Origin of the sequence: Komagataeibacter xylinus (assembly GCF_031081985.1) — a bacterium.
In the GTDB taxonomy this organism is placed as follows: domain Bacteria; phylum Pseudomonadota; class Alphaproteobacteria; order Acetobacterales; family Acetobacteraceae; genus Komagataeibacter; species Komagataeibacter xylinus_E.
The window spans coordinates 465,048-484,757 of sequence record NZ_JARWSK010000002.1; the positions used below are offsets into that span (position 1 = coordinate 465,048).

Annotated in this window: 10 protein-coding genes and 1 pseudogene; 3 read left to right on the forward strand and 8 right to left on the reverse strand. The window is 58.1% G+C overall.

Annotated elements, in window-relative coordinates; genetic code table 11:
- Positions 1–133 precede the first annotated feature (133 nt).
- Together QEG70_RS06000 and QEG70_RS06005 are read left to right on the forward strand one after the other, a co-directional pair.
- Complete coding sequence (locus tag QEG70_RS06000) at positions 134–1,540, forward strand: 3' terminal RNA ribose 2'-O-methyltransferase Hen1 (protein WP_308719817.1); 1,407 nt, start codon at positions 134–136, stop codon at positions 1,538–1,540.
- On the forward strand, positions 1,537–4,080 hold the full coding sequence (locus QEG70_RS06005; RefSeq protein WP_308719818.1) for a polynucleotide kinase-phosphatase: 2,544 nt from the start codon (positions 1,537–1,539) through the stop codon (positions 4,078–4,080). Before QEG70_RS06000 ends, QEG70_RS06005 begins: the two co-directional genes overlap by 4 nt.
- A gap of 15 nt (positions 4,081–4,095) precedes the next feature.
- Here the strand turns inward: QEG70_RS06005 and pglX are convergent, their stop codons facing one another.
- Both pglX and QEG70_RS06015 read right to left on the reverse strand, forming a co-directional pair.
- Complete coding sequence (pglX, locus tag QEG70_RS06010; RefSeq protein WP_308719819.1) at positions 4,096–7,476, reverse strand: BREX-1 system adenine-specific DNA-methyltransferase PglX; 3,381 nt, start codon at positions 7,474–7,476, stop codon at positions 4,096–4,098.
- A gap of 128 nt (positions 7,477–7,604) precedes the next feature.
- Positions 7,605–8,651, reverse strand: a complete 1,047-nt coding sequence (locus QEG70_RS06015) for a PDDEXK-like family protein (RefSeq protein WP_308719820.1) — start codon at positions 8,649–8,651, stop codon at positions 7,605–7,607.
- Positions 8,652–9,088: 437 nt separating this feature from the next.
- Here QEG70_RS06015 and QEG70_RS06020 point away from each other — a divergent pair, with 437 nt between their 5' ends.
- Complete coding sequence (locus tag QEG70_RS06020) at positions 9,089–10,192, forward strand: Fic family protein (protein WP_308719821.1); 1,104 nt, start codon at positions 9,089–9,091, stop codon at positions 10,190–10,192.
- A 189-nt stretch (positions 10,193–10,381) separates the two neighbouring features.
- Here the strand turns inward: QEG70_RS06020 and QEG70_RS06025 are convergent, their stop codons facing one another.
- The 6 genes and pseudogenes from QEG70_RS06025 to QEG70_RS06050 all read right to left on the reverse strand — a co-directional run bounded on the left by QEG70_RS06025 (position 10,382) and on the right by QEG70_RS06050 (position 19,613).
- Positions 10,382–12,448: an AIPR family protein gene (locus QEG70_RS06025; protein ID WP_308719822.1), complete on the reverse strand. Its 2,067-nt coding sequence runs from the start codon at positions 12,446–12,448 to the stop codon at positions 10,382–10,384.
- Positions 12,449–13,426: pseudogene (locus QEG70_RS06030) on the reverse strand (PD-(D/E)XK motif protein).
- Complete coding sequence (locus QEG70_RS06035) at positions 13,413–16,100, reverse strand: Z1 domain-containing protein (RefSeq protein WP_308719823.1); 2,688 nt, start codon at positions 16,098–16,100, stop codon at positions 13,413–13,415. The pseudogene QEG70_RS06030 and the gene QEG70_RS06035 overlap by 14 nt, the downstream one beginning before the upstream one ends.
- Positions 16,097–17,572 carry an ATP-binding protein gene (locus QEG70_RS06040; protein WP_308719824.1) on the reverse strand — a complete coding sequence of 492 codons (1,476 nt, stop codon included), beginning with the start codon at positions 17,570–17,572 and terminating at the stop codon, positions 16,097–16,099. The genes QEG70_RS06035 and QEG70_RS06040 overlap by 4 nt, the downstream gene beginning before the upstream one ends.
- Positions 17,572–17,991, reverse strand: coding sequence for a very short patch repair endonuclease (locus QEG70_RS06045; RefSeq protein WP_308719825.1), 420 nt, complete (start codon positions 17,989–17,991; stop codon positions 17,572–17,574). Before QEG70_RS06045 ends, QEG70_RS06040 begins: the two co-directional genes overlap by 1 nt.
- Entirely contained in the window at positions 17,991–19,613 is a 1,623-nt protein-coding gene (locus tag QEG70_RS06050; RefSeq protein ID WP_308719826.1) for a DNA cytosine methyltransferase, read from the reverse strand. The genes QEG70_RS06045 and QEG70_RS06050 overlap by 1 nt, the downstream gene beginning before the upstream one ends.
- Positions 19,614–19,710: the final 97 nt, after the last annotated feature.

Sequence of the window (19,710 nt, forward strand, 5' to 3'; positions counted from 1 at the left end):
CCGTATTTCTGATAAATACCTGAAACCCTTGTCCAGCAATGAAATGTTGCATTAAGTATGGCCCCATCGTGCCTGTGCGTGGGGCAAGGGCGCTACGCCGCCCTGCGCATGCGCGCGCCCGTAACTGGAGTCCATGATGCTTCTGAGCCTTTCCACCACCCATGTGCCCGCGACGGATCTGGGTTTTCTCCTCATGAAGCATCCCGACAACGTGCATCAACTCCAACTCTCGATGGGGCGGGCGTCGCTTTTCTATCCGCAGGCGGATGAAGCGCGCTGCACGGCGGCCATCATGGTCGAGATCGACCCCATCGACCTTGTGCGCGGGCGCGGCCACGCCACGGGCCAGCAGGACAGTTACGTCAATGACCGGCCCTATGCCGCCTCGTCGCTGCTGATGACCGCCATGCGCCGCCTGCTCGGCACCGCCCTGTCGGGTCGTTCGCGCATGCGCCAAGACCTGGCTGATAGCGATATTCCGCTTGAGGTCACCATCACCCCGCTGCCGGTGCGCGGGCCTGCGGACCTTGCCGCCCGCCTGTTCACGCCGCTGGGCTACGAGGTCAGCACCACGCCCGTCGTGCTCGATCCCGCCCACCCGGAATGGGGTAATAGCCCCTACGTCACCTTTACGCTCAGGGGCAGGGTGCGGCTGTCCACCCTTTTGCGGCAGCTTTTCCTGCTGGTGCCGGTGCTTGATAACAGCAAGCATTATTACGTGGGCGAGGACGAGGTGGAAAAGCTCCTGCGCGAGGGCGCGGGCTGGCTTGATGCCCACCCCGAGCGCGACCTGATCATCCGCCGTGCCCTCAAGGGGTTCCGCCCGCTCGTGGCGCGTGCGCAGGCGGAACTCAGCGCGCCCGATGCGTCCGCCCCGGCCGATGCCGATGCGCCGGACACGCCAGAATGGCAGCTTGAGGCGCCCCTGCGCCTGCAGGATGTCCGCATTGCCCACGTGGTCGAGACCCTGCGCCGCCTGCATGCGCACAGCGTGCTCGATTGCGGCTGTGGTGAGGGCGACCTGTTGCGCGCCCTGCTTGCCGTGCCCGATTTCAGCCGCATCGTGGGCATGGATGTCGCCCCGCATGTGCTGGCCCGCGCGGCGCAGCGGCTGCGGCTCGATGACATGCCTGAACTCAGGCGCAGGCGCATCACCCTCATGCAGGGCGCGCTGACCTATCGTGACAGACGCATGCAGGGATTTGATGCCGCCTGCGTGGTTGAAGTGATCGAGCATATGGATGTCGAGCGCCTGCCCGCCTTCGAGCAGGTGCTGTTTGGCCAGGCCCGTCCCGGCATTGTCATCGTGACCACGCCTAACAGGGACTATAACGCCCTGTTCCCCAATCTGCCCGCCCACGCCATGCGCCACCCCGACCATCGTTTTGAATGGGACCGCGCCACCTTCAGCCGCTGGGCGCGCGATGTGGCGCAGGCCTATGGCTACACCGTGGCGTTCGAGGGCATTGGCCCGGTTGACCCCACCCACGGCACGCCCACGCAGATGGCGCTCTTTACGCAGGCAGGACACGAGTCATGAAGATCGAGATACCGGAATTCGCGCTGGTCCTGCTGGTCGGCGCCTCGGGCACGGGCAAGTCCAGCTTTGCCGCACGGCATTTCAGGCCCACGGAAGTCATTTCATCGGATGCGATGCGGGGTTGGGTCTGTGATGATGAAAGCGATCAGGCCGCAACGCCCGATGCCTTTGCCATGCTGCATGCGCTCGCCCGCACCCGGCTCAAGAACCGCCGCCTTACGGTCATTGACGCCACCAACGTGCAGCCTGCCGCGCGCAAGAGCCTGGTGGCCCTGGCGCGTGAGGCGCATGCGCTGGTGGTGGCGATCGTGTTGGACCTGCCCGAGGCCGTGGCCGTGGCGCGTAACGCAGGCCGCGCGGGGCGCGACATCAGCGCAGGCGTGGTGAGCCGCCAGATGCGTGACCTCCATCGCGGCCTGCGCGGCATGCGTAGCGAGGGCATACGCTACACCCATGTGCTGCACACGGCGGCGGAGGTCGATGCCGTCACCATCACCCGTACCCGCCTGTGGACCGACCGGCGCGAGGACACAGGCCCGTTTGACATCATTGGTGACGTGCATGGCTGCGCCGATGAACTGCAGGAACTGCTGCAAAAACTCGGCTACACCATAACCTGGCAGGACAAGGCGGTGCAGGTCACGCCGCCCGCGGGCCGCCGCGCGGTTTTTGTGGGCGATCTGGTCGATCGTGGCCCCAACACGCCCGATGTGCTGCGCATCGTGCGCGCCATGGTCGAGGCGGGCCACGCGCTGGCGGTGGTGGGCAACCATGATGACAAGCTCAAGCGCTACCTGTCGGGCAAGGCAGTCAAGCGCACCCATGGCCTGGCCGAGACCATAGAACAGCTCGAGGCCGAACCGCCCGCTTTCGTGGCCAGCCTGCGCCCGTGGCTTGATGGGCTGATCAGCCATTACGTGCTTGATGAAGGCCGGCTGGTCGTGGCCCATGCGGGCATCAGGGAGGACATGCAGGGCCGTGCCTCGGGTGCCGTGCGCGCTTTTTGCATGTATGGCGAGACCACGGGCGAGATCGACAGTTTCGGCCTGCCCGTGCGCTATGACTGGGCAGCCGATTACAGGGGGCAGGCCAAGGTGGTGTATGGTCACACCCCGGTCATGGAGGCGCAGTGGCATAACGGCACGCTGTGCATCGATACTGGTTGCTGCTTTGGCGGCAGGCTCACGGCTCTGCGCTACCCGGAGATGGAACTCGTGGCCGTGCAGGCGCGCGAGACCTATGCCGAGCCGCTGCGCCCGCTTGGCGGCCCCGCCACGCCCGAGGCCCCGCCCCCTGCCACCATGCCCGACGTGGCCGATGTGCTGGGCCGGCAGGCGGTCAAGACGCATGACCTCGGCACCATCGTCATCGCGCCTGACAATGCCGCCGCCGCGCTGGAGGTCATGAGCCGCTTTGCGGTGGACCCGCGCTGGCTCATTCACCTGCCGCCCACCATGTCCCCGCCCGAGACCAGCGCCATGGAGGGCTGGCTGGAACGCCCGGAGGAGGCGCTGGCCTATTACCGCAAGAACGGCGTGAGCTCGGTGATGGTGGAGGAAAAACACATGGGTTCGCGCGCGCTGGTGGTGCTGGCGCGCAACCCTGATGTTGCGGCCCGCCGCTTTGGCGTAAGCGACGGCGCGCGCGGCATCGTGGTCACCCGCACCGGCCGCCGCCTGTTTGATGACCCCGCCATCGAGGCCGCCGTGCTGCACCAGATGGATGCCGCCATGACCATCGCCGGCCTGTGGGATGAGCTGGCAACCGACTGGGTGCTGTGGGATGTCGAGGCCATGCCGTGGAACATGAAGGCGGCAGGGCTGGTGCATGCGCAGTTCGCCCCGGTAGGGGCTGCCGCCATTGCCAGCCTGTCAGCTGCGGAACAGGCACTCGCGGCAGCACGCGCGCGCGGCGTGGCGGTGGATGACCTGCAGGCCACGACTGCCGTGCGGCTGGAGGATGCCTTTCGCTACCGCGATGCCTATAACCGCTATGTCACCCCGTTCGAGGGGCTGGCCAGTGTCAGGATCGCGCCGTTCCACCTGCTGGCATCGGAGGGGTATGTGCATGCCGACCGTGACCATGCATGGCATATGCAGCGCGCTCACAGGCTGGCCGAAGCAGGCGGCCCGCTGGTTATGGCCACGCGCCACCGGCTCGTTGACCTCAATGACCCCGAACAGTGCGCCGCCGCCATTGCGTGGTGGGAGGACCTGACCGAAGCGGGCGGCGAAGGGATGGTGGTCAAGCCGCTGGATTTCCTGACACGGGGCAGGCGTGGCCTGATCCAGCCCGCCATCAAGTGCCGGGGGCGCGATTACCTGCGCATCATCTACGGGACGGATTATGACCGCCCCGAACATCTCGCGCGGCTGAAAGGGCGCAACCTGGGCCAGAAACGTTCCATGGCCATTCGCGAATTTGCGCTGGGGCTGGAGGCCCTGCGCCGGTTCGTGGCGCATGCACCCCTGTCGCAGGTGCATCAGTGCGTGTTTGGCGTGCTGGCCATGGAAAGCGAGCCGGTGGATTCGCGCCTGTAAACGTTCGGGGTGAATTCAGTCAGGCATGCCCCTGATCGGTTTCAGCGCCCCGGCAAACAGTCGGTAATTGCGCCTGACGCCCTCATCGAGATCAAGGGCGATCCTGCGCTGCGCCAGCGGATGGAGCACGCCATCCGCCCACGCGCGCAGGGCCTTGATCCGTGCGGCTAGCGCCCGGCTTTCCTTTTGCGCTCTGATGCGCTGACCGGGCGGTGTGCCTGCATCCTTGGCCTGTGTGCGCAGCCGGGCCTGTTCGTGCTCCAGCCGCGTGATGAACTTGCGCAGGGATGCCAGCACGGTGGAGACGGTATCTTGCTGGTAGCGGAGCATGTAGACCAGCGCGTTGAAGTGCCCATCAGGGCTGGAAAACATCCAGTAAACAGGGCGCTTTTTGTAGCGTTTCACATGATCATCAAAGAAATCCCTGATGAACCACCGGCGCAGATCCTTGCCGAGTACGCGTTCAATGAAGGCAAGGTTTTCCTGAAACTGGGCCGCGCCAAAAGTCACGCGCAGGAATTCGCAGACGCGGGTTACGATATCATCGCCCGGCCCCTCTTCTGCCAGCACGGGAATGATGTTGTCACGCACCGGGGCAAGACGGGGTCGGGGCACGCGGGCGAAATACGCATCAGGCCCCTCGCCCTGCCGGGCAAGGATGAGGCCGGGGGCATCAAGGCTGTAGCGCCCGAACAGGCAGCCCACGGCATAGTGCAGCAATTCGGCCACCGTATCCGCGCGCAGGCGGGCTTCGCCATCACGCGCCCGGGGGCCATAGCGATAGGCGGGATTGCAGGTGAGCGTGATCTCCCTGACCGGCACATCGGGTGTCAGTTCATCGTGCAATCCATAGGCGTTGATGAAGAGGCGGTTATTGTCTTCCTCCAGGCGTTGCAGGGTGTCCGTCATGCCCTGCCAGCGCGCGCGCAGGCGGGTATAGGCGCGGGCGAGCGTATCGCCCGGGCAGGCGGCTGACAGTAGCGGCAGGGTGGTGAAGTCCCATGATGTTTCGTGCCCGTCCCAGTCGCATTTGCCAATCTGCACGGCGGCCTGCACGATGGCCTGTATGGCCTTGACGTCGATCTGTGCGGGCAGCGGGATGGAGGCGACGTTATTGACCTGAAAATTCAGGGTCGGATTCAGGACCTGAAGAAACAGGCTGGCCGTTTTTGCGCATAGGGCGCCCGTATAGAGGCTGATCTGGTCAGGTGCGTCAGGGAACAGGGAGCAGCCTGCCATGTCAAAGATGAAACCTGCCGGCTGCTGGCGCACGCCAAAATAGGTTGATGACAGGAAAGACCAACTGACCGAAGGGCTGAAATACCGTTGTCTTGCGCGCGGATAGGCCCGGCCCGAGGCCACGATGTCGCGCCCATCATCCTGCCAGTTCACCACGTAATCCGCATTGCCGTACCATTTGCGGAATTCCCCGCCCTTGGCATAGGGGAACCATGTGCAGCCTGACTGCCGGGCTGCGGCGGGGGAGGCCGCATCCGTCAGGAACCGGCTGCGGTCCACTTCATGCCATGCCCGGACAAAGCGCGCATTCTCGCCCGTGGTCATGCCGCATACGGCGGCGGCCGATGCCCCGACCAATGGAAAGCGGACAAAGCACTGCCTTAGGGAGTCCGATAACCAGTACGCAATCGGCTGGCCCGGCACATGTTTGAAATCTGCCGCTGAAGCCTGATGGCGCCACCCGCATTCCGGATGATGGATCGCCTCGCGCAACCGGGCGTCCTTTTCGGCCTCCGATGCGCCCTCGACAAGGCGGATGAAGGTGCCTTCGTACTGCGCATCACGGGTATTCCCGATCACGAATGCCGTGGTGGAAACCACAGCCCCGCCGATGCTGTCAAACGCCCGCTCGCCCAGATGCGCCATGGACAGGAGCGTGGTCTCGGCCAGCAGCCGGGCGCGTAGCTTTTCATAGGAGGTGAGGAACATCCATGACTGCATGGTGATCATGGCCATCAGCCCATGTTGCCTGGTCAGGCCCAGCGCGCGCTCCATGAACACGGCAAAAAGATCGGACCGGCTAAGGGGATGGTTGGCCTTGATGAAGGCAGCCAGTGCCGCGTTCATGCCTTTCGCCCCCATATAGGGCGGATTGGCCACGGTTACGTGGTAGCGGGGTGCAAGTGCCTCGGCCATGCGCAGTGCGGACAGGGCACGGGCCAGTACATCCGTCACGCGCGGGTCGGCACTACCCTTATATGCCGTAAGGCGGCGGCGTGTGCGGGGCATATCGCATGGCGCGGGCACGATCAGTGCACCCAGATTGCGTGCCTGTTTGAACTGCCCCAGCAGCGTGCGTAGGCCGGGCGTGAACAGGTCATGCCCGGCCACGGCAGCGATCTCCGCCATCTCGGCGGCCGTGAAGGTGACATTGCGCAGCACGACAATATCAGGCCGTGCCTGCAGGCGCAGGAACTGCTGCCGCCCCAGCCGTGTGGCAGCCTTCATCAACAGCGCGAAGGCCGCAAGCGCTGCCGCCTGCGCGTCGATTTCGAGCCCGGTCAGATTATGTGCCAGGATCAGGCTCGGGATCTGCTGCGGGGCGTAGCCTGCCTCGGCATAGATTTCATACAGCAGGTCAAAGCTGTAGGTCAGCATATGGCCTGCGCCACAGGCGGGATCGCACAGGCGCAGATCCTCGGGGCGGTCCACTTGCGCGAAGTCTGCTTCAGGCGTGGGAGGCGCGATATAATATGCCATCTTCGCCGCCAGTTTTGATTGCGGATGATTGCGCAGCCACAGCCGCCCCAGCGAATTTTCCACGAGGTAACGCACGATCCAGTGCGGGGTAAAAAGCTGCGTTGCCGCGGGAATATGCTCGGGTGCGATCCGGATGTTCTGTTTCAGCCCGGCAAAGACCGCATCCTTCTTTGCCGAGATATGGAACTGGTACAGCCACCCGATGATCTCGACATGCTGGCAGGCCGCTTGGGTCATTACCGCGCACAGGCGGGCAAGAAAGCCATCGGGCGCGAGCAGGTCAGCAGGCATGAGGAAATCGGTGTCATCCCCAGCCATTGCAAACAGGAAAGGCATGCGGCCGTGCCAGTCATGGCAGGTCTGGAGTATGCGCTGCCGGCAGGCTTCTTCCTGCCCGTCATGGGCGGCGGAGGGGGCAACGGGGGGCGAGACGACAGGCGGGGCGGTCAGACCCATCACATCCATGAAGCGCAGCGCCGTGAAGCGGTTGAACCAGGTGCAGGCCGCCTGTTCGATAACCGCCTCGCGGTTGTGCGCAATGGCGGCCTTCAGCGCTGTAATCGCCTCGGAAGGGGCACTGGCTTCCTCGGCAAGCACCCTGTCGAGCTGGGTCGTGACCTGATCGATCATCCACAGGCGTGATGTCCGGGCGAAGCGTCTGAGCGCGTTGATATCCATCAGGCAAGCGCTTTCCCGCCGCCGCCCGTCCCGGCCTGTAGGGTCGTTTTCATGTCATGGAGGTAGCACACCACGCCGTGTTTTCGAGGCCGGTTGTGCCCATGACGGCACATGCCCCCTGCAGGGCCTCATGCATTGGCGTGCGTCAGGTCGCGGCGGGCCTGATCAAGCATTTTCATCACTTCACGCAGGAAGGCGACCGTTGCGTTGAAATTAAGGAGGCTGTTTTCATCGAGTTTGATCCATTCATGGCCTGTGCCAACGCATGCGGCGGTCATGGAGCGGCCATTCCCGCGCCTTGCGGGGCGCTTGATGGTGATGCCCGTCTGCTTGCTGGCAATTTCAAGTGTTTTGAGCCACCGGTCTCTGGCGGATGCACAGACGGCAGAGGGATGCTTCGTATGCCAGCAGCCCAGTCTCAGAACGAGTGACTCCTGTTCGATCTGCAGATAGGTTTCCCAGTCGGACCAGACGCCATAATGCCACCACGCGCCCATAAAGCCGCCACGAGGATTGGCAACATATCCCCATCTGAGATCGGGAAAGACCTGTTGCAAAGCCAGAAAAAAGCCTTCCCATGCCTGGCTGGGCCATTGGGCAACAGGGAGTGTAAGGAAGCTTTGGGTTTTTTCTTCACGACATTTCAGTGAAGATAAAAAATCATCAATAATGTTGTTTTCTAGACCTTCTGCTGTTATTTTTTGTAAAACAGATAAAAATTCATGTCTTAGAAACAGACTATAGCCAGATTCCTCTGCTTTTTTATAATTGGACTGGTTTCCTGTCTTGCAGAAGATGGGAAGAATGGTTCGCTGTGGATAATGTTTGTGCAGGATTGCACGATAACGTTCTAGTTGATCGCCATGCTCGCAGGTGTCGGTCTTGTCCTCAATGAGCAAAACAAGATTTTTACCCACTTCAGCAATCACATCGATTGAATAAAACTGCTTTTTGACATGGACTGTCGTGCCTGAAACGGGCGGTTGGTTGCTGTGTTGCAGCAGGGTATTGAGGAAGGTTAATCCCGCCGCGTGCATGGCGGGGTTTTTGCCCTCATTGTTGCTGTCGGCCCAGCTTAATAACCAGCATATAAAGGCATCCTGCGATAGTTCAGATGTCGCCCAATAAAATAGATTTGTATTGTTTGTCATAGGAATAAATACTTCTTCGATCATAAGAAAAATTTTATCAATGATTTGGTTTCAAATGGATTTTAGAAGAAGACCATTATTTTGAAAAAAGCGGTATCTTAAAAAACTGTGCTATTTTACGTATCTGTGGTGCGAACTGCGGGACTCGAACCTACTCGCAACATTTTCTGGATGTTGGGAGTGTCTCCATTTCGGCAGAAAACTGCGGATATGATGCTCTTCTGAGTGAACAATATGGAGAACAGGATTGGAGAAAAGATGAGGTCCGTCAAGGCTTCTGTTACGCTGGCCATGTTGAAAGAAAGATGCGCAACGGACCGTTGTGTTATCGTCCCGGGATACTGCGGGTTACTCCGGGTTTATATGTGAGACAATCCGACATGCCGGATGATTGATAGATTCGGCTTCTATCAATCGCAAAAACCCGGTAATATGATCGATAGAATATTGGGATATCGATCATGCGTTGGAACTGGCAGCGTCCGGATTGGCCGCATTTTCAGTTTGAGAAAAATCGCTTGCGAGACGCTGAGGCGCAGTTCCTGAAAGGTTCCGGCGTCGTTATTGGTGCCATGCAGCATCTGGACAAAGACGCCAATCAGCAACTCGTCGTGCAGCTTATGTCGCAAGAAATGGTTGAGAGTTCCGCCATAGAGGGCGAAATTCTTGATCGGGCCAGTGTGCAGTCGTCGATCGCCCGACAGTTAGGTTTTGCCGCAGACAGGCGGCGTTCTACGCCAGCGGAAGCTGGGGCTGCTGAGTTGATGGCAGATCTCTATCGTCATTATGCGGCTCCTTTAACAGACCAAAGCCTGTTCGACTGGCATGCCATGCTGATGAATGGTCGGCGTGATCTGGACGTCATTGGCGGGTATCGGATGCATGCTGAAGCAATGCAGATTATTTCCGGCCCTATCCATGCACCGCACATCCATTTTGAGGCCCCGCCATCTCAGCGTGTACCAGCGGAGATGGCGCAGTTTATTGACTGGTTTAACAGGACAGCCCTAAGCGGGTCTGAAATCTTACCTGCTATAGAGCGTGCTGCGATTGCGCATTTGTGGTTTGAGACCATTCATCCCTTCGAAGATGGGAATGGCCGTATTGGACGGGCCATTGCTGAAAAAGCATTGGCGCAAAGTCTTGAGACCCCGACGCTCATGGCCTTGGCTGCGACTATCAATGCACACAAGAAAACCTATTACCTCGAACTCCACCGAGCCAGTGAAACCAATCAGGTCGATGACTGGATGGGCTGGTTTGGGAATATTGTGCTGGAAGCACAGTCCCGAACGCTTCAGAACATTCGGTTCCTGATTGAGAAAACGCGGTTCCTGGATCGCTTACGTGGAAAACTGAACGCACGACAGGAAAAGGCTCTTCTGCGGATGTTGGCAGAAGGCTCCGATGGCTTCCAAGGCGGCTTGAGTGCGCAGAACTATCGCTCTATCACAGGAGCAACGTCTGCAACGACAACGCGCGATCTCGCCGATCTTGTGGCGCTTGCTGCTCTCAATCGGACGGGAGAAAACCGGTATACCCGCTATTTTCTTTCCCTCGGGTAAACATGTCATTTGTGGTTCAGTAACAGGAAAATGTTCAAGGTGGAGGGTTCTAAAAACCCTCTTTTGGGGGCAATTTAAAAGCATGACCTGTTGATATTATTGCGGGTGAAAAAGCCTGAATGGGGCTTTTTAGAGCCCCCCACTTACGACTGCGTTGACACTGACGTTGTCTGGGATTGCTGAGTGTCGTCAATCGAAGGCAACGCCTTCTCCGCGCGCCTTTTTTATGGTGTCGAGCAGCACGATGCACTGCCTGTCGGTGGGAATCTTCATCGGTAGCTGCATGGCAATCTTCAAAACACCGATCTCCTTCGGCGTCAGCAGGCGTTTCGAGGCCAAGGTATCGTGGATTACGATCCATTTCGAAGCTGGGATCGCAAAAACCTTCGCCTGCGCTGCGATGCCGTCGTCCACCTTCTGGGTGTTTCGAGCAGTCCGCGTTTCAGACAGACGATCTTCGCGGGACAAACATTCGCCGTCGAACTCATCTGGCAAGAGAGCGGCAAACTCGTCCATATTTTCCAGCATCCGCGTCCAGCAGGCCTCACGCTTGGCCCATTCTGAAATGTTCGAAATGCCTTGCATCGGGCGTAGGAGGTCATCGTTCACGCGGGAAGCCACAACCGCGATTGTGCTTTCAAGGACAGGACTTATCGCCTGCGCATTCCAGACCCGCTGAAAATCGAGACTTTTTTCTTGGCGTCTTGTCAGTTGACTGAGGACAGCCAGTGTATAGGAAACAATATTGGCACGATAGCCGTTATTATACCAAGGCTGCGCTGACACAATCCGTTCGGTGGCACGAAATATAATCCCTCGCGCAACGGCGCGTTTGAAGTAAGTTTCGTTGAAACTGTCCGACGACTTGTCCCATTCCTTGCCGATCCGGGCAGCGTAACGGGCGAAGTTCTTTTCGGCTCCCAAGTTCACGTATCGCGGATGCTCATCCCAGACGTTCTCGAATTTTGCAATATCCGTTTTGGTCAGCATCTGTGGCTTCGGATTTTCCGCCTTGAACCGCCTCTGCTCGGCAAGGGTAAGTTTGGCCTGCGCGTCCGCATACTGACCACGGGCGCGTTCATAAAACCATTTGGTTTCCCGCTGTGCACCTTTGCCCGCAGGTGCCCATAGGCGCCGGGAAAACTCCTCCATACGAATATGATACGCATGGTTTGAAAAGAAATCCGCAGCCTGAACTCGATTCTGGGTATTAGCATATTCGGAAATACGGGGAACGATCTTCTCGCTTTCCTCGTTGTCAATCACCGATAGCTTCATCTGCACGAATATCTGCGTAAGGTCGACTTTGTCCTTCTTATGGGTGTGGAACAGCGATGCGGTGGTCTGACCGCCATTCACAATCTGAAGATCAGTTATCCTGGTAATCTGGAGGCCGTCGCTGGTCCGTTTCGTTTCAACCCCTTGGGCTGTGGCCGTGATGCCGTTGTTGTAGGCGAAGAACATACCCGGCTCGGTCATGATGGTCGTGCGGATACCTTTGTTGACCTTTGCTCTGGCCTGAAGAAACGTGCGGACGTTCTGCTCCAGCAGCCTCGCACCGAACTTCTCGTATATTGCCGAAAGAATCGGTCCTGGCATGACAACAAGATAGGACTGATAGGCATCTGCCCCCAGATGGGCGGGGAGGCAGGATATGCCGGTTCCGAACATAGCCTCGAAGTCCAGATCCAGCACCTCTTTGTGGCTGCGGGAACTGCGCTGGCGATGCAGGCGGGAGATATCCCAGATGTGAAAGCTGGTTGCGATACCGGCTGTCTCGGCATCCGGCAGCGCCTGAATCCGATCGCTCAATGTGCGCTCGGAAACGAGAATAAGATTGAGATGGCGGATCAATGACTTCCTGTCCGCGATCTGCCTTGCAAGGCCATATTCTGGCGACGTGATTTCTAGATTAGCCGCCAGATTCTTCCGCAGGCTAGCATCGAAAAATTTAACCACCCGCTTAAACGCGGCATCAACATCGGTGCGGGTAAGTGATGCCAACTCGGTGCGGCTGTCAAAATCTGCAACGAAAAGGTTCAGGCCGCCTTCGTCGTTGAACCAGTATCCGTCGATACGCATCCCGCGCTGCGCCCGAAAGTGTGCGAACTCGAAGCCTTCCGTGAACCCTGTTTCTGTCAGCTCACGGGATACAACTTCCATGAACTCGGCCAGCAGGAAGCTGCCGTTCGCCTCCGCCCCAGCCAGCAAATCCTGACGGAAATCATGGAAGAACTCTTCGTCGGTCGTTTCCAATCAGGGCCTCCCGAACATGTCGGCTTCATCGCAGGAGAACGGTGCTATCGTCTCCAGCATGATATCGTAGGAAACCCTAGTGATGCCCGGCGGCAGCTCCGAGCGGATCAGGCGGGGAAATCCATCGGTCACGCGGTATCCCTGAAGGCCGCTCACAACAAAGCGTGGAGCATCGTATTCTACGAGCGGCATATACCCCGTGCCTGCCAGTTTGTCGGTGAACTGTTCGATGGCATCGGCATCCGCAAGCTCACTGTCGATCAGCTCGACAATGCCGTTCAGAGATAATGCCTGGCTCGCATCGGGTTGGCTGGTCAGGCGCTAGGTCAGGAGAAACAATTCGTCGGCAAGCGATTCCAGTTGGTCCTCGGACGAGATACGGACCGTGCTGCGCTCCCGACCGGAAAGCGATTTCACTTCGATGGCCCGGTTGCCGAAAATGAAGTCCTGATGGGAGTCATCCGGGCCGCACCACGCATCGACTGCCTCAGGCTGTGGCAGCGTGTCCTGATAGAGAAGGCGCAGAATGTGTAGTTCGCCGAACAGGCCACGAACCTCCTCGGGCGAGAGCAGGCGGGCGTTCCGCCCTGCCAGAAACGCCTTCCAGCGCCGCAGATGAGCAAGCGCGACAGCCAGTGCCGTCGCCGGGTCCGGAACCTCCCGGAGACTGCCGATAAGCGTTTCACACAGGCCAAGGAACAGGTCAGTGTCGATATGGCGGGCAAGTGTCAGGATAAACCGCTGCTGACCGACACCGTCGCCGTTCCGAAGATCGACACTGATGCCGTGCAGGGAAACCACATCACGGCGGAACTGCGCCGTATAATCGCCGTTCAGCTCGATAATCAGCAGACACTGCGCTCCGGCATCGCGGCCCCAGAACACGGGAACCCCATTTGTTCCCGCGACGCGCAGAACACTGAGATCGGCCGCTGGTGTCGGAATGGCGTCCCACGGCGCGGACCTACTCATCGTCATAGTCCTCGTCCGCGTCCGGATCGTCGTCCATCGAACCGTACATCTCTTCCATCCAGACCTTGTTGGCGATCACCTCGATCTCGTAGTCGGCTCCGTACAGACCGTCCGGGAAGCTCAGCCCCCATGCGGGAACCCTGTATCCGGCAAATTTAGGATTTTCGGTCGGCTCCAGAACATGGATCATCAGCAATGGTTTTTTTCGGACCATGCGATAGTGAACGTCAGAGGGTTTTTTCTTTTTGGACTCCGTGTCCTCGGACGCCAGCTTCTTGGCTTCGGCAATCTGATCATCCGTCAGGCCAAGTTTTTCGTCGCCGCGACTGGCGACACGGTATCCTGAAACCTGCCATTTATCGGAAGTGGCATCCTCTGCAGCCGTCCGATCCTGTGCGCCAAGGCGATATGCCGCCGGGTTGCCAGGGCCTTTCGAGATAAGCAGCACGTCAGCCTTGGGGAATTTAGGCGCGATTTTGAGCAGGTATTCAATCGCGTCGGCTTTTCGCTTTCGTGCCGATTTATGTGTCTTGAACCGCAACAGAAACTCATCGATTTTCCCAACATCAACGTTAGGAATGAACCATCCTTTTTCGGTCGGCTTTACTGTGCCGCCGAAACCGTCGCGCCAGTATTCCTCAATCAGCTTCTCGTTGTCCTCATTGATCTTAGTCTCAGGGTCGAGAGGAAGCAGCCAGCTTTCCTGAAGTGTGCCGGTCAGATTCTGGTTGAGAACGACCTTTTCACCACTGCGCATCTTGTTGGCAGCAGTCACCATCAGGCTGTCCGGGTGAGACTTCACATAAAGGCCGAAATCCCTAGGACTCATTTCGGCCTGACGCATTCGCGTGATCTGCTGACGCAGTTCCTCGGATGCCAGTGCGATATGCTTGTACCAGTTGATCGAGTCACTCGGCAGCCAGACGCGGCAGACATCCTCGTAGCCAGGTCGATAGCCGAACCAGCGCCCCATCTGCATCAGCGTATCGTACATCTTGGTGTTGCGGTGCATATAGCTGATTGTCAGACCTTCAATCGTCAGGCCGCGTGACAGGCTGAGACCTCCGATGGCGATTGCGGTTAGGCCGATGCCATCCTTCTCGTATTTCGTGAAGTCGAGAACCTCATCGCTCTTGCTGTTGACCACATAAGTCCGCAGGTTTTCGAACACGCCCCATAGAGCCGCTTTCACTTCATCCCAAGTGTAGTTTCGGCCGCCAAATTCGTTGGCGGCGAACTCAGCGTCGAACGCGGCACGCAGACGGGCCATGTGTTCGTTTTTCGATGATGCGGCTTCAGGCATCATGTAATTGGCCTTCACGGCCTCCCGCATCCGGTCAAGGCGCAGACCGATGAAGCTCCACACTTCCTTCTGAACGGATACGAACCGGGACACGTTGACCAGCATGGAGCAGTGTTTCCGCTCCTGACCTCTGAGGTTGCGGATGGCCCGCGCCACAATGAACTGATCCAGCGCTCGATAAAGGCTGGGTGGTAGCTCCGCAACCGGCGATCCGTTCTTATGAGTTAGGGGGAGATATTCTTCGCAATCGGTGATCTGTCGGAGGATTGCACTGCTACTTTCGTCGTTTAGGAGCACCTTTCCCGGCCCGAAATAAGTTGTGGGCGCGTCCAGAGAATAAATAAAGTCTTTTGGAAAGAGTTCCTCGTAAGCCTTTTCATCAAAGGCGTCGGGGTCAATGAATATATTGGCGAACGGCGTGGCCGTATATCCGACGTAACAGTTCTTCGTAAATAGGCGCAGGATTTTTCTGATCCACGCATTGGTGACGGTCGGATTGATGTCCGGCTTGTTGGTGTTGATTGATGCGTTGTCAGCCTCGTCGTCGATGACCAGCATTGGGACATCGCCAATTCGGTCGCGCCCCTCGGCGTTCAGCTCTCGCAGCCAGATGTACAGAGCTTCGAGCGTCTTTACATTTTTCTTGATGACGATGATGACGGGCTTTTTGAAATCGTTAAGCTGCGCGCCGCTTTTATCGGCAGTCTGTTTGTTGAAATCGGAGAGGATATTGGTGAGTGTCACCGGATTAGGGTAGTTTTTGTCCAGTCCGACCCCGATACTCACACGATCTGCCGGATCGCTTTTGCGTCCAACAAACCCTTCATCGACGCGCTGCTGGGTCTGCTTGCGCAGATTGTTGTGGATGCCTGCGATAACGATAATGAATTTGTATCCAGCATCAGCTGCTTTGGCGATCACCCCCATGTAATTTGCTGTCTTACCAGACTGCACATGGCCGATGACAAGCCCGCGTCGACTCCAAGCTCCTTCGCTCGTCGGGTCTTGAAGGAGGCCGAGAATTTTTGAACCGTCACCGTTCAGGAGAGTGTTTACAACGGTAGGCTTCCAGCCTTGGCTGCGCAGATAGCCACCATAGGCGTCTGCATAGGTCGTCTCGATTTCGCGCTTGTGAATCCAGTCCTCGTCGTGTGCAGCATCGACATCGATCAGTGACACGCCCGCGTTCATGCGCGATGGAATTGCAGTCTCGGCTTCAGTGACTATGTTCTGAAGATCACCGGAGTAGCCGAGCAGTGGCGCGAGGAGAGTGGCTTTGGCCGCGATCTCATCGCGTGATGGCAGACCATTCTGATCATCAAACGCACCGATCAGCGCAGCCAGAATAACTTTCTCTTTGTCGCTCTGCGTACTCAAGAAAATTCCTCCTGAATATAATTCTCAACTATCTCTTCGTGATCGTCAAATAGTCGCGTTGATCTGACAATATCCCTGAATGCGTCCGCATTCCCCTGCCTGTCGCTCCAGAGAGCGTGTCTGAGGTCGTCAAGGCGCTCTTTCACGTCATCGACCTGCGGCATCTGGCTCACGTCGCGGGGATGAGTCGAATAATCTGAATAAATCATCTCGACGGGCAGCGATGCTGAAACTGCTTTCAGCAGAAGATCGAGGTGACGCACACCTTCGCCGTCAAGTTTCTCGTATAGGCGTTGGGCCAGCGGATGCGTCCCGTTCAGAGCATACCGAATGCCGGTCTTGTCGGCATATCGCTCCCACAGCGGGGCGATGACCTCATGGAAAAGCTTCTGGCCGCGTCCCCGGTGAACGGTTGTGCTTGCACCTGAGACTCGGGCGATAATCTGCCGAAGGCGTTCCCGTACTGGCAGTGGGGGACGGGATCGAGACTTCTTGATGTCGATGGTCCATGCCTCATCAAGGCTGTTCGGAAAGTCGATCTGAACACGCGCCAGCTTGGTCGCTTCTCCCTTCGGTATCAGCCGGAACCAGTCACCCCATGCCATCAGCCTGCCGTTGCGGTAGATATAGGCTCCCTGATTGGAGATGAAGGCGCTGCGGCTCTGATAGAAGTCGTATTCGCGGGCTGTCAGGTTTGAGTGGTGCGGTAGGATGTAAGATTGTAGATGCACCGCTGCCGATCCGATCCGAACGATCTCTTCTGGAAGGTGTCTAGTGTGGGTGTTTTTGCGGCAGAAGGGATCAAAGGCTTCGACGGAATGTCCATTCACGCTGATCGTGATACGGCTCCGCCCCCGGATTTCACCGGCGAGGAAACGGTGGAAGACGAGCGCCAAATGCTTCTCTAAAACGTCCAGTTTCTCGTTGACGATCTCATCTCGTCGGTTGCCGGTTTCATCCTCCAGCAGGCGATCCATTTCCCGCCAGATGACCGCGGTGCCGTGTGCGCCAAGCTGGCTCACATAGGGAAGAGCATCAATATCCTTCTCGTCGAGAATGCTTAGAATCCAGTCATCCGTCTCATCGATGACGTCGAGGTTCCATTCAGCCCCGGACAGGCTGTCATCCTTTGCGCTCACGACGGTCAGGGACCGGCATTGAGAGAAAGAAGCGGTTTTAAGACCAAGCCCGAACCGGCCCAAGTCGTTGGGGGATCGCTCTGTGCGAGGGTTCATGGCTCCGTGCCGCATAGCCGCCAAAAGCTCGGCTGCGTCCATGCCGCGTCCGTCATCCAGAATGACGAGGACCGGCTGTAGACCTGATGGTTCACAGAAAATATCAATTTTCGATGCGTCGGCGGAGATGCTGTTGTCAATCAGATCTGCCACCGCTGCTTCAAGCGAGTAGCCCAGATCGCGCATTGAGGCTGAGAGGCAGGCCGCACTTGGCGGCAGACGTTCAGGTCTTGCCATCAGGTTGCCTTTCGTATCTCGTTGGAGAGCTGCTGCACGAGCCGGTCGGCATTAGCTTTCAGCTCGCATTCCCAGACGGTGATGACGGTCCAGCCCGCCGCCTCAAGTGCGGCCTTGTTCCGTTTGTCCCTTGCTACGTTCCCATCGAACTTCGCCTGCCAGAATTCGGTTCTGGTAGCGGGTTTGGTCGCATTCCGGCATCCTTCATGCCGGTGCCAGAAACAGCCATGAACAAAGATGACGGTGTGGTATTTTGGAAGAACGATATCGGGCTTGCCGGGCAGCTCTTTAGCATGAAGCCGGAACCGAAAGCCAACACGATGCAGCAGCGATCGGAGCCGCATTTCAGGGCCGGTGTCACGTCCCCTGATTCGCGACATGTTCCAGCTTCGACGCTCAGCCGAAATCGTGTCCGCCATCAGCGGCCATCCGGTACGGCGTAAAGGACTTCGGCGACGATATCTGCAATCTGTCTGGCGAGCTGCGGTGGCACGGCGTTGCCGACCTGATGATATTGCTCTGTGCGCGGCCCTGCGAAAAAATAATTGTCCGGGAATGTCTGGAGCCGCGCTGCTTCGCGTACCGTCAGGCTGCGACACTGAGCCGGATCATAATGGATGAAGTAATGGCCATCCTTCGAGATGTGGGATGTGATGGTCGTCGAAACATGGTCTGCGAGTTGCACCCGGAACCTGTCCGAAAACATCTTGCCCGAGCGACCTTCCTCGACATTCTTATGATCGGGGAGCAGACTCGTCGGGAAATCGGCCAGCTTCGGGCTGCGTCCGGTTTTTTCCGCAAATGTTGCAGCATAAAGATAGCGACGGAGGTCGGATGCCATATGGCTTCTCGCTTGATGTGCTGTCAGCACAGACAGCCTGCTGTCGTAGAGGCTTCGCAACACATTATGCGCAGGTTTGCGCATAATGTATCGGGATGACGACATCGCGCGGGGGAAACTAACCTTGGTCAGATTGCGGGAATCCAGCGCTTTCTCAATATCGCCAGCATAGACTGTGCCATTGAGTTGACGTCGGACGTTCATGGTTGAGATAGCCTGAAGCTCATTGAGCCAAGCAGTGGGGCTGTCTTTCGTCTTTGAGAGCCCGCTGCGTATGGGAGGTAGCGACCCTATCGTCTCCTGAACGGTGGGTGCAATCATCTTTTTGAGCGATCCCGGACGGACTTTCAGGTCGCCGCGAATGCCGACAATGAACATTCGGTGCCGCGCCTGCGGGATGCCATATTCTTCGGCGCGGATCACGAAGAGGCGCGGGTCCACATCTCCTTCCGCCATATCCTGCTCGGTAAGCGAATAAAGCTTATAGGAGAGATCGTCCGGCGCTCCGGGAATAGCGGTTCCGGGATGTGAAAGATCGCGAACGATCCGGGTGATCGCCGACGTGCCATCGATGGTCGCGGAAAGCAGTCCCTTTACATTCTCCATAACGAACACCGGCGGCCGGTGATCGACTATGATCTGGAGGTATTCCAAGTACAGGGTGTGCCGCTCATCTTCTGCAAAGTCTTTGCGGCCCATCATGCGGGAACGTCCGACCAGCGAATATGCTTGGCATGGCGGTCCTCCGACGAGTGCCCATCGGCGGCTCGAGCCAATGCGGTTGCGGATGATCTTCTTCACCTCAGTGCGGGATTCCGGCCCAAGCGAAATCCGCAACGCCGATGAAGCCGCATGGGCATGAGCCTCGGGATGGAGACGATACATCTCCTCGCAGGTCATTCCACCTTTGAGAAAGGTGTAATATTCATCTGGCGCTTCTCCCTCCCGGAACTGACGGACGAAATGGCGGAGAAGCAGCGTTTGGTGCGAAAATATGTCTCTCTCGATGGAAACTACGCTCTTGAAGCAGGGCCTGCCTTTCTCATTCGAGCTGAGGGAGAAGCCTTCGCCGAGGCCGCCGGGACCTGCAAATACATCGACTATGGGGAACGCTGCGCCCAGCCACGACAGGCAGAGCTGACCCGTAATGCTATCAGTTCGTGCTGGAAAATCTTCGACGATAGGGTCAACTGCAAGCATGTCTACGGTCACTCCTCGGTTCTTTTGAGTATTGCACCAGAGGTAAGTGATAGGCGCTGAAACTCTTCTATGCTTACGGAGACAGACCTGCCGTGCT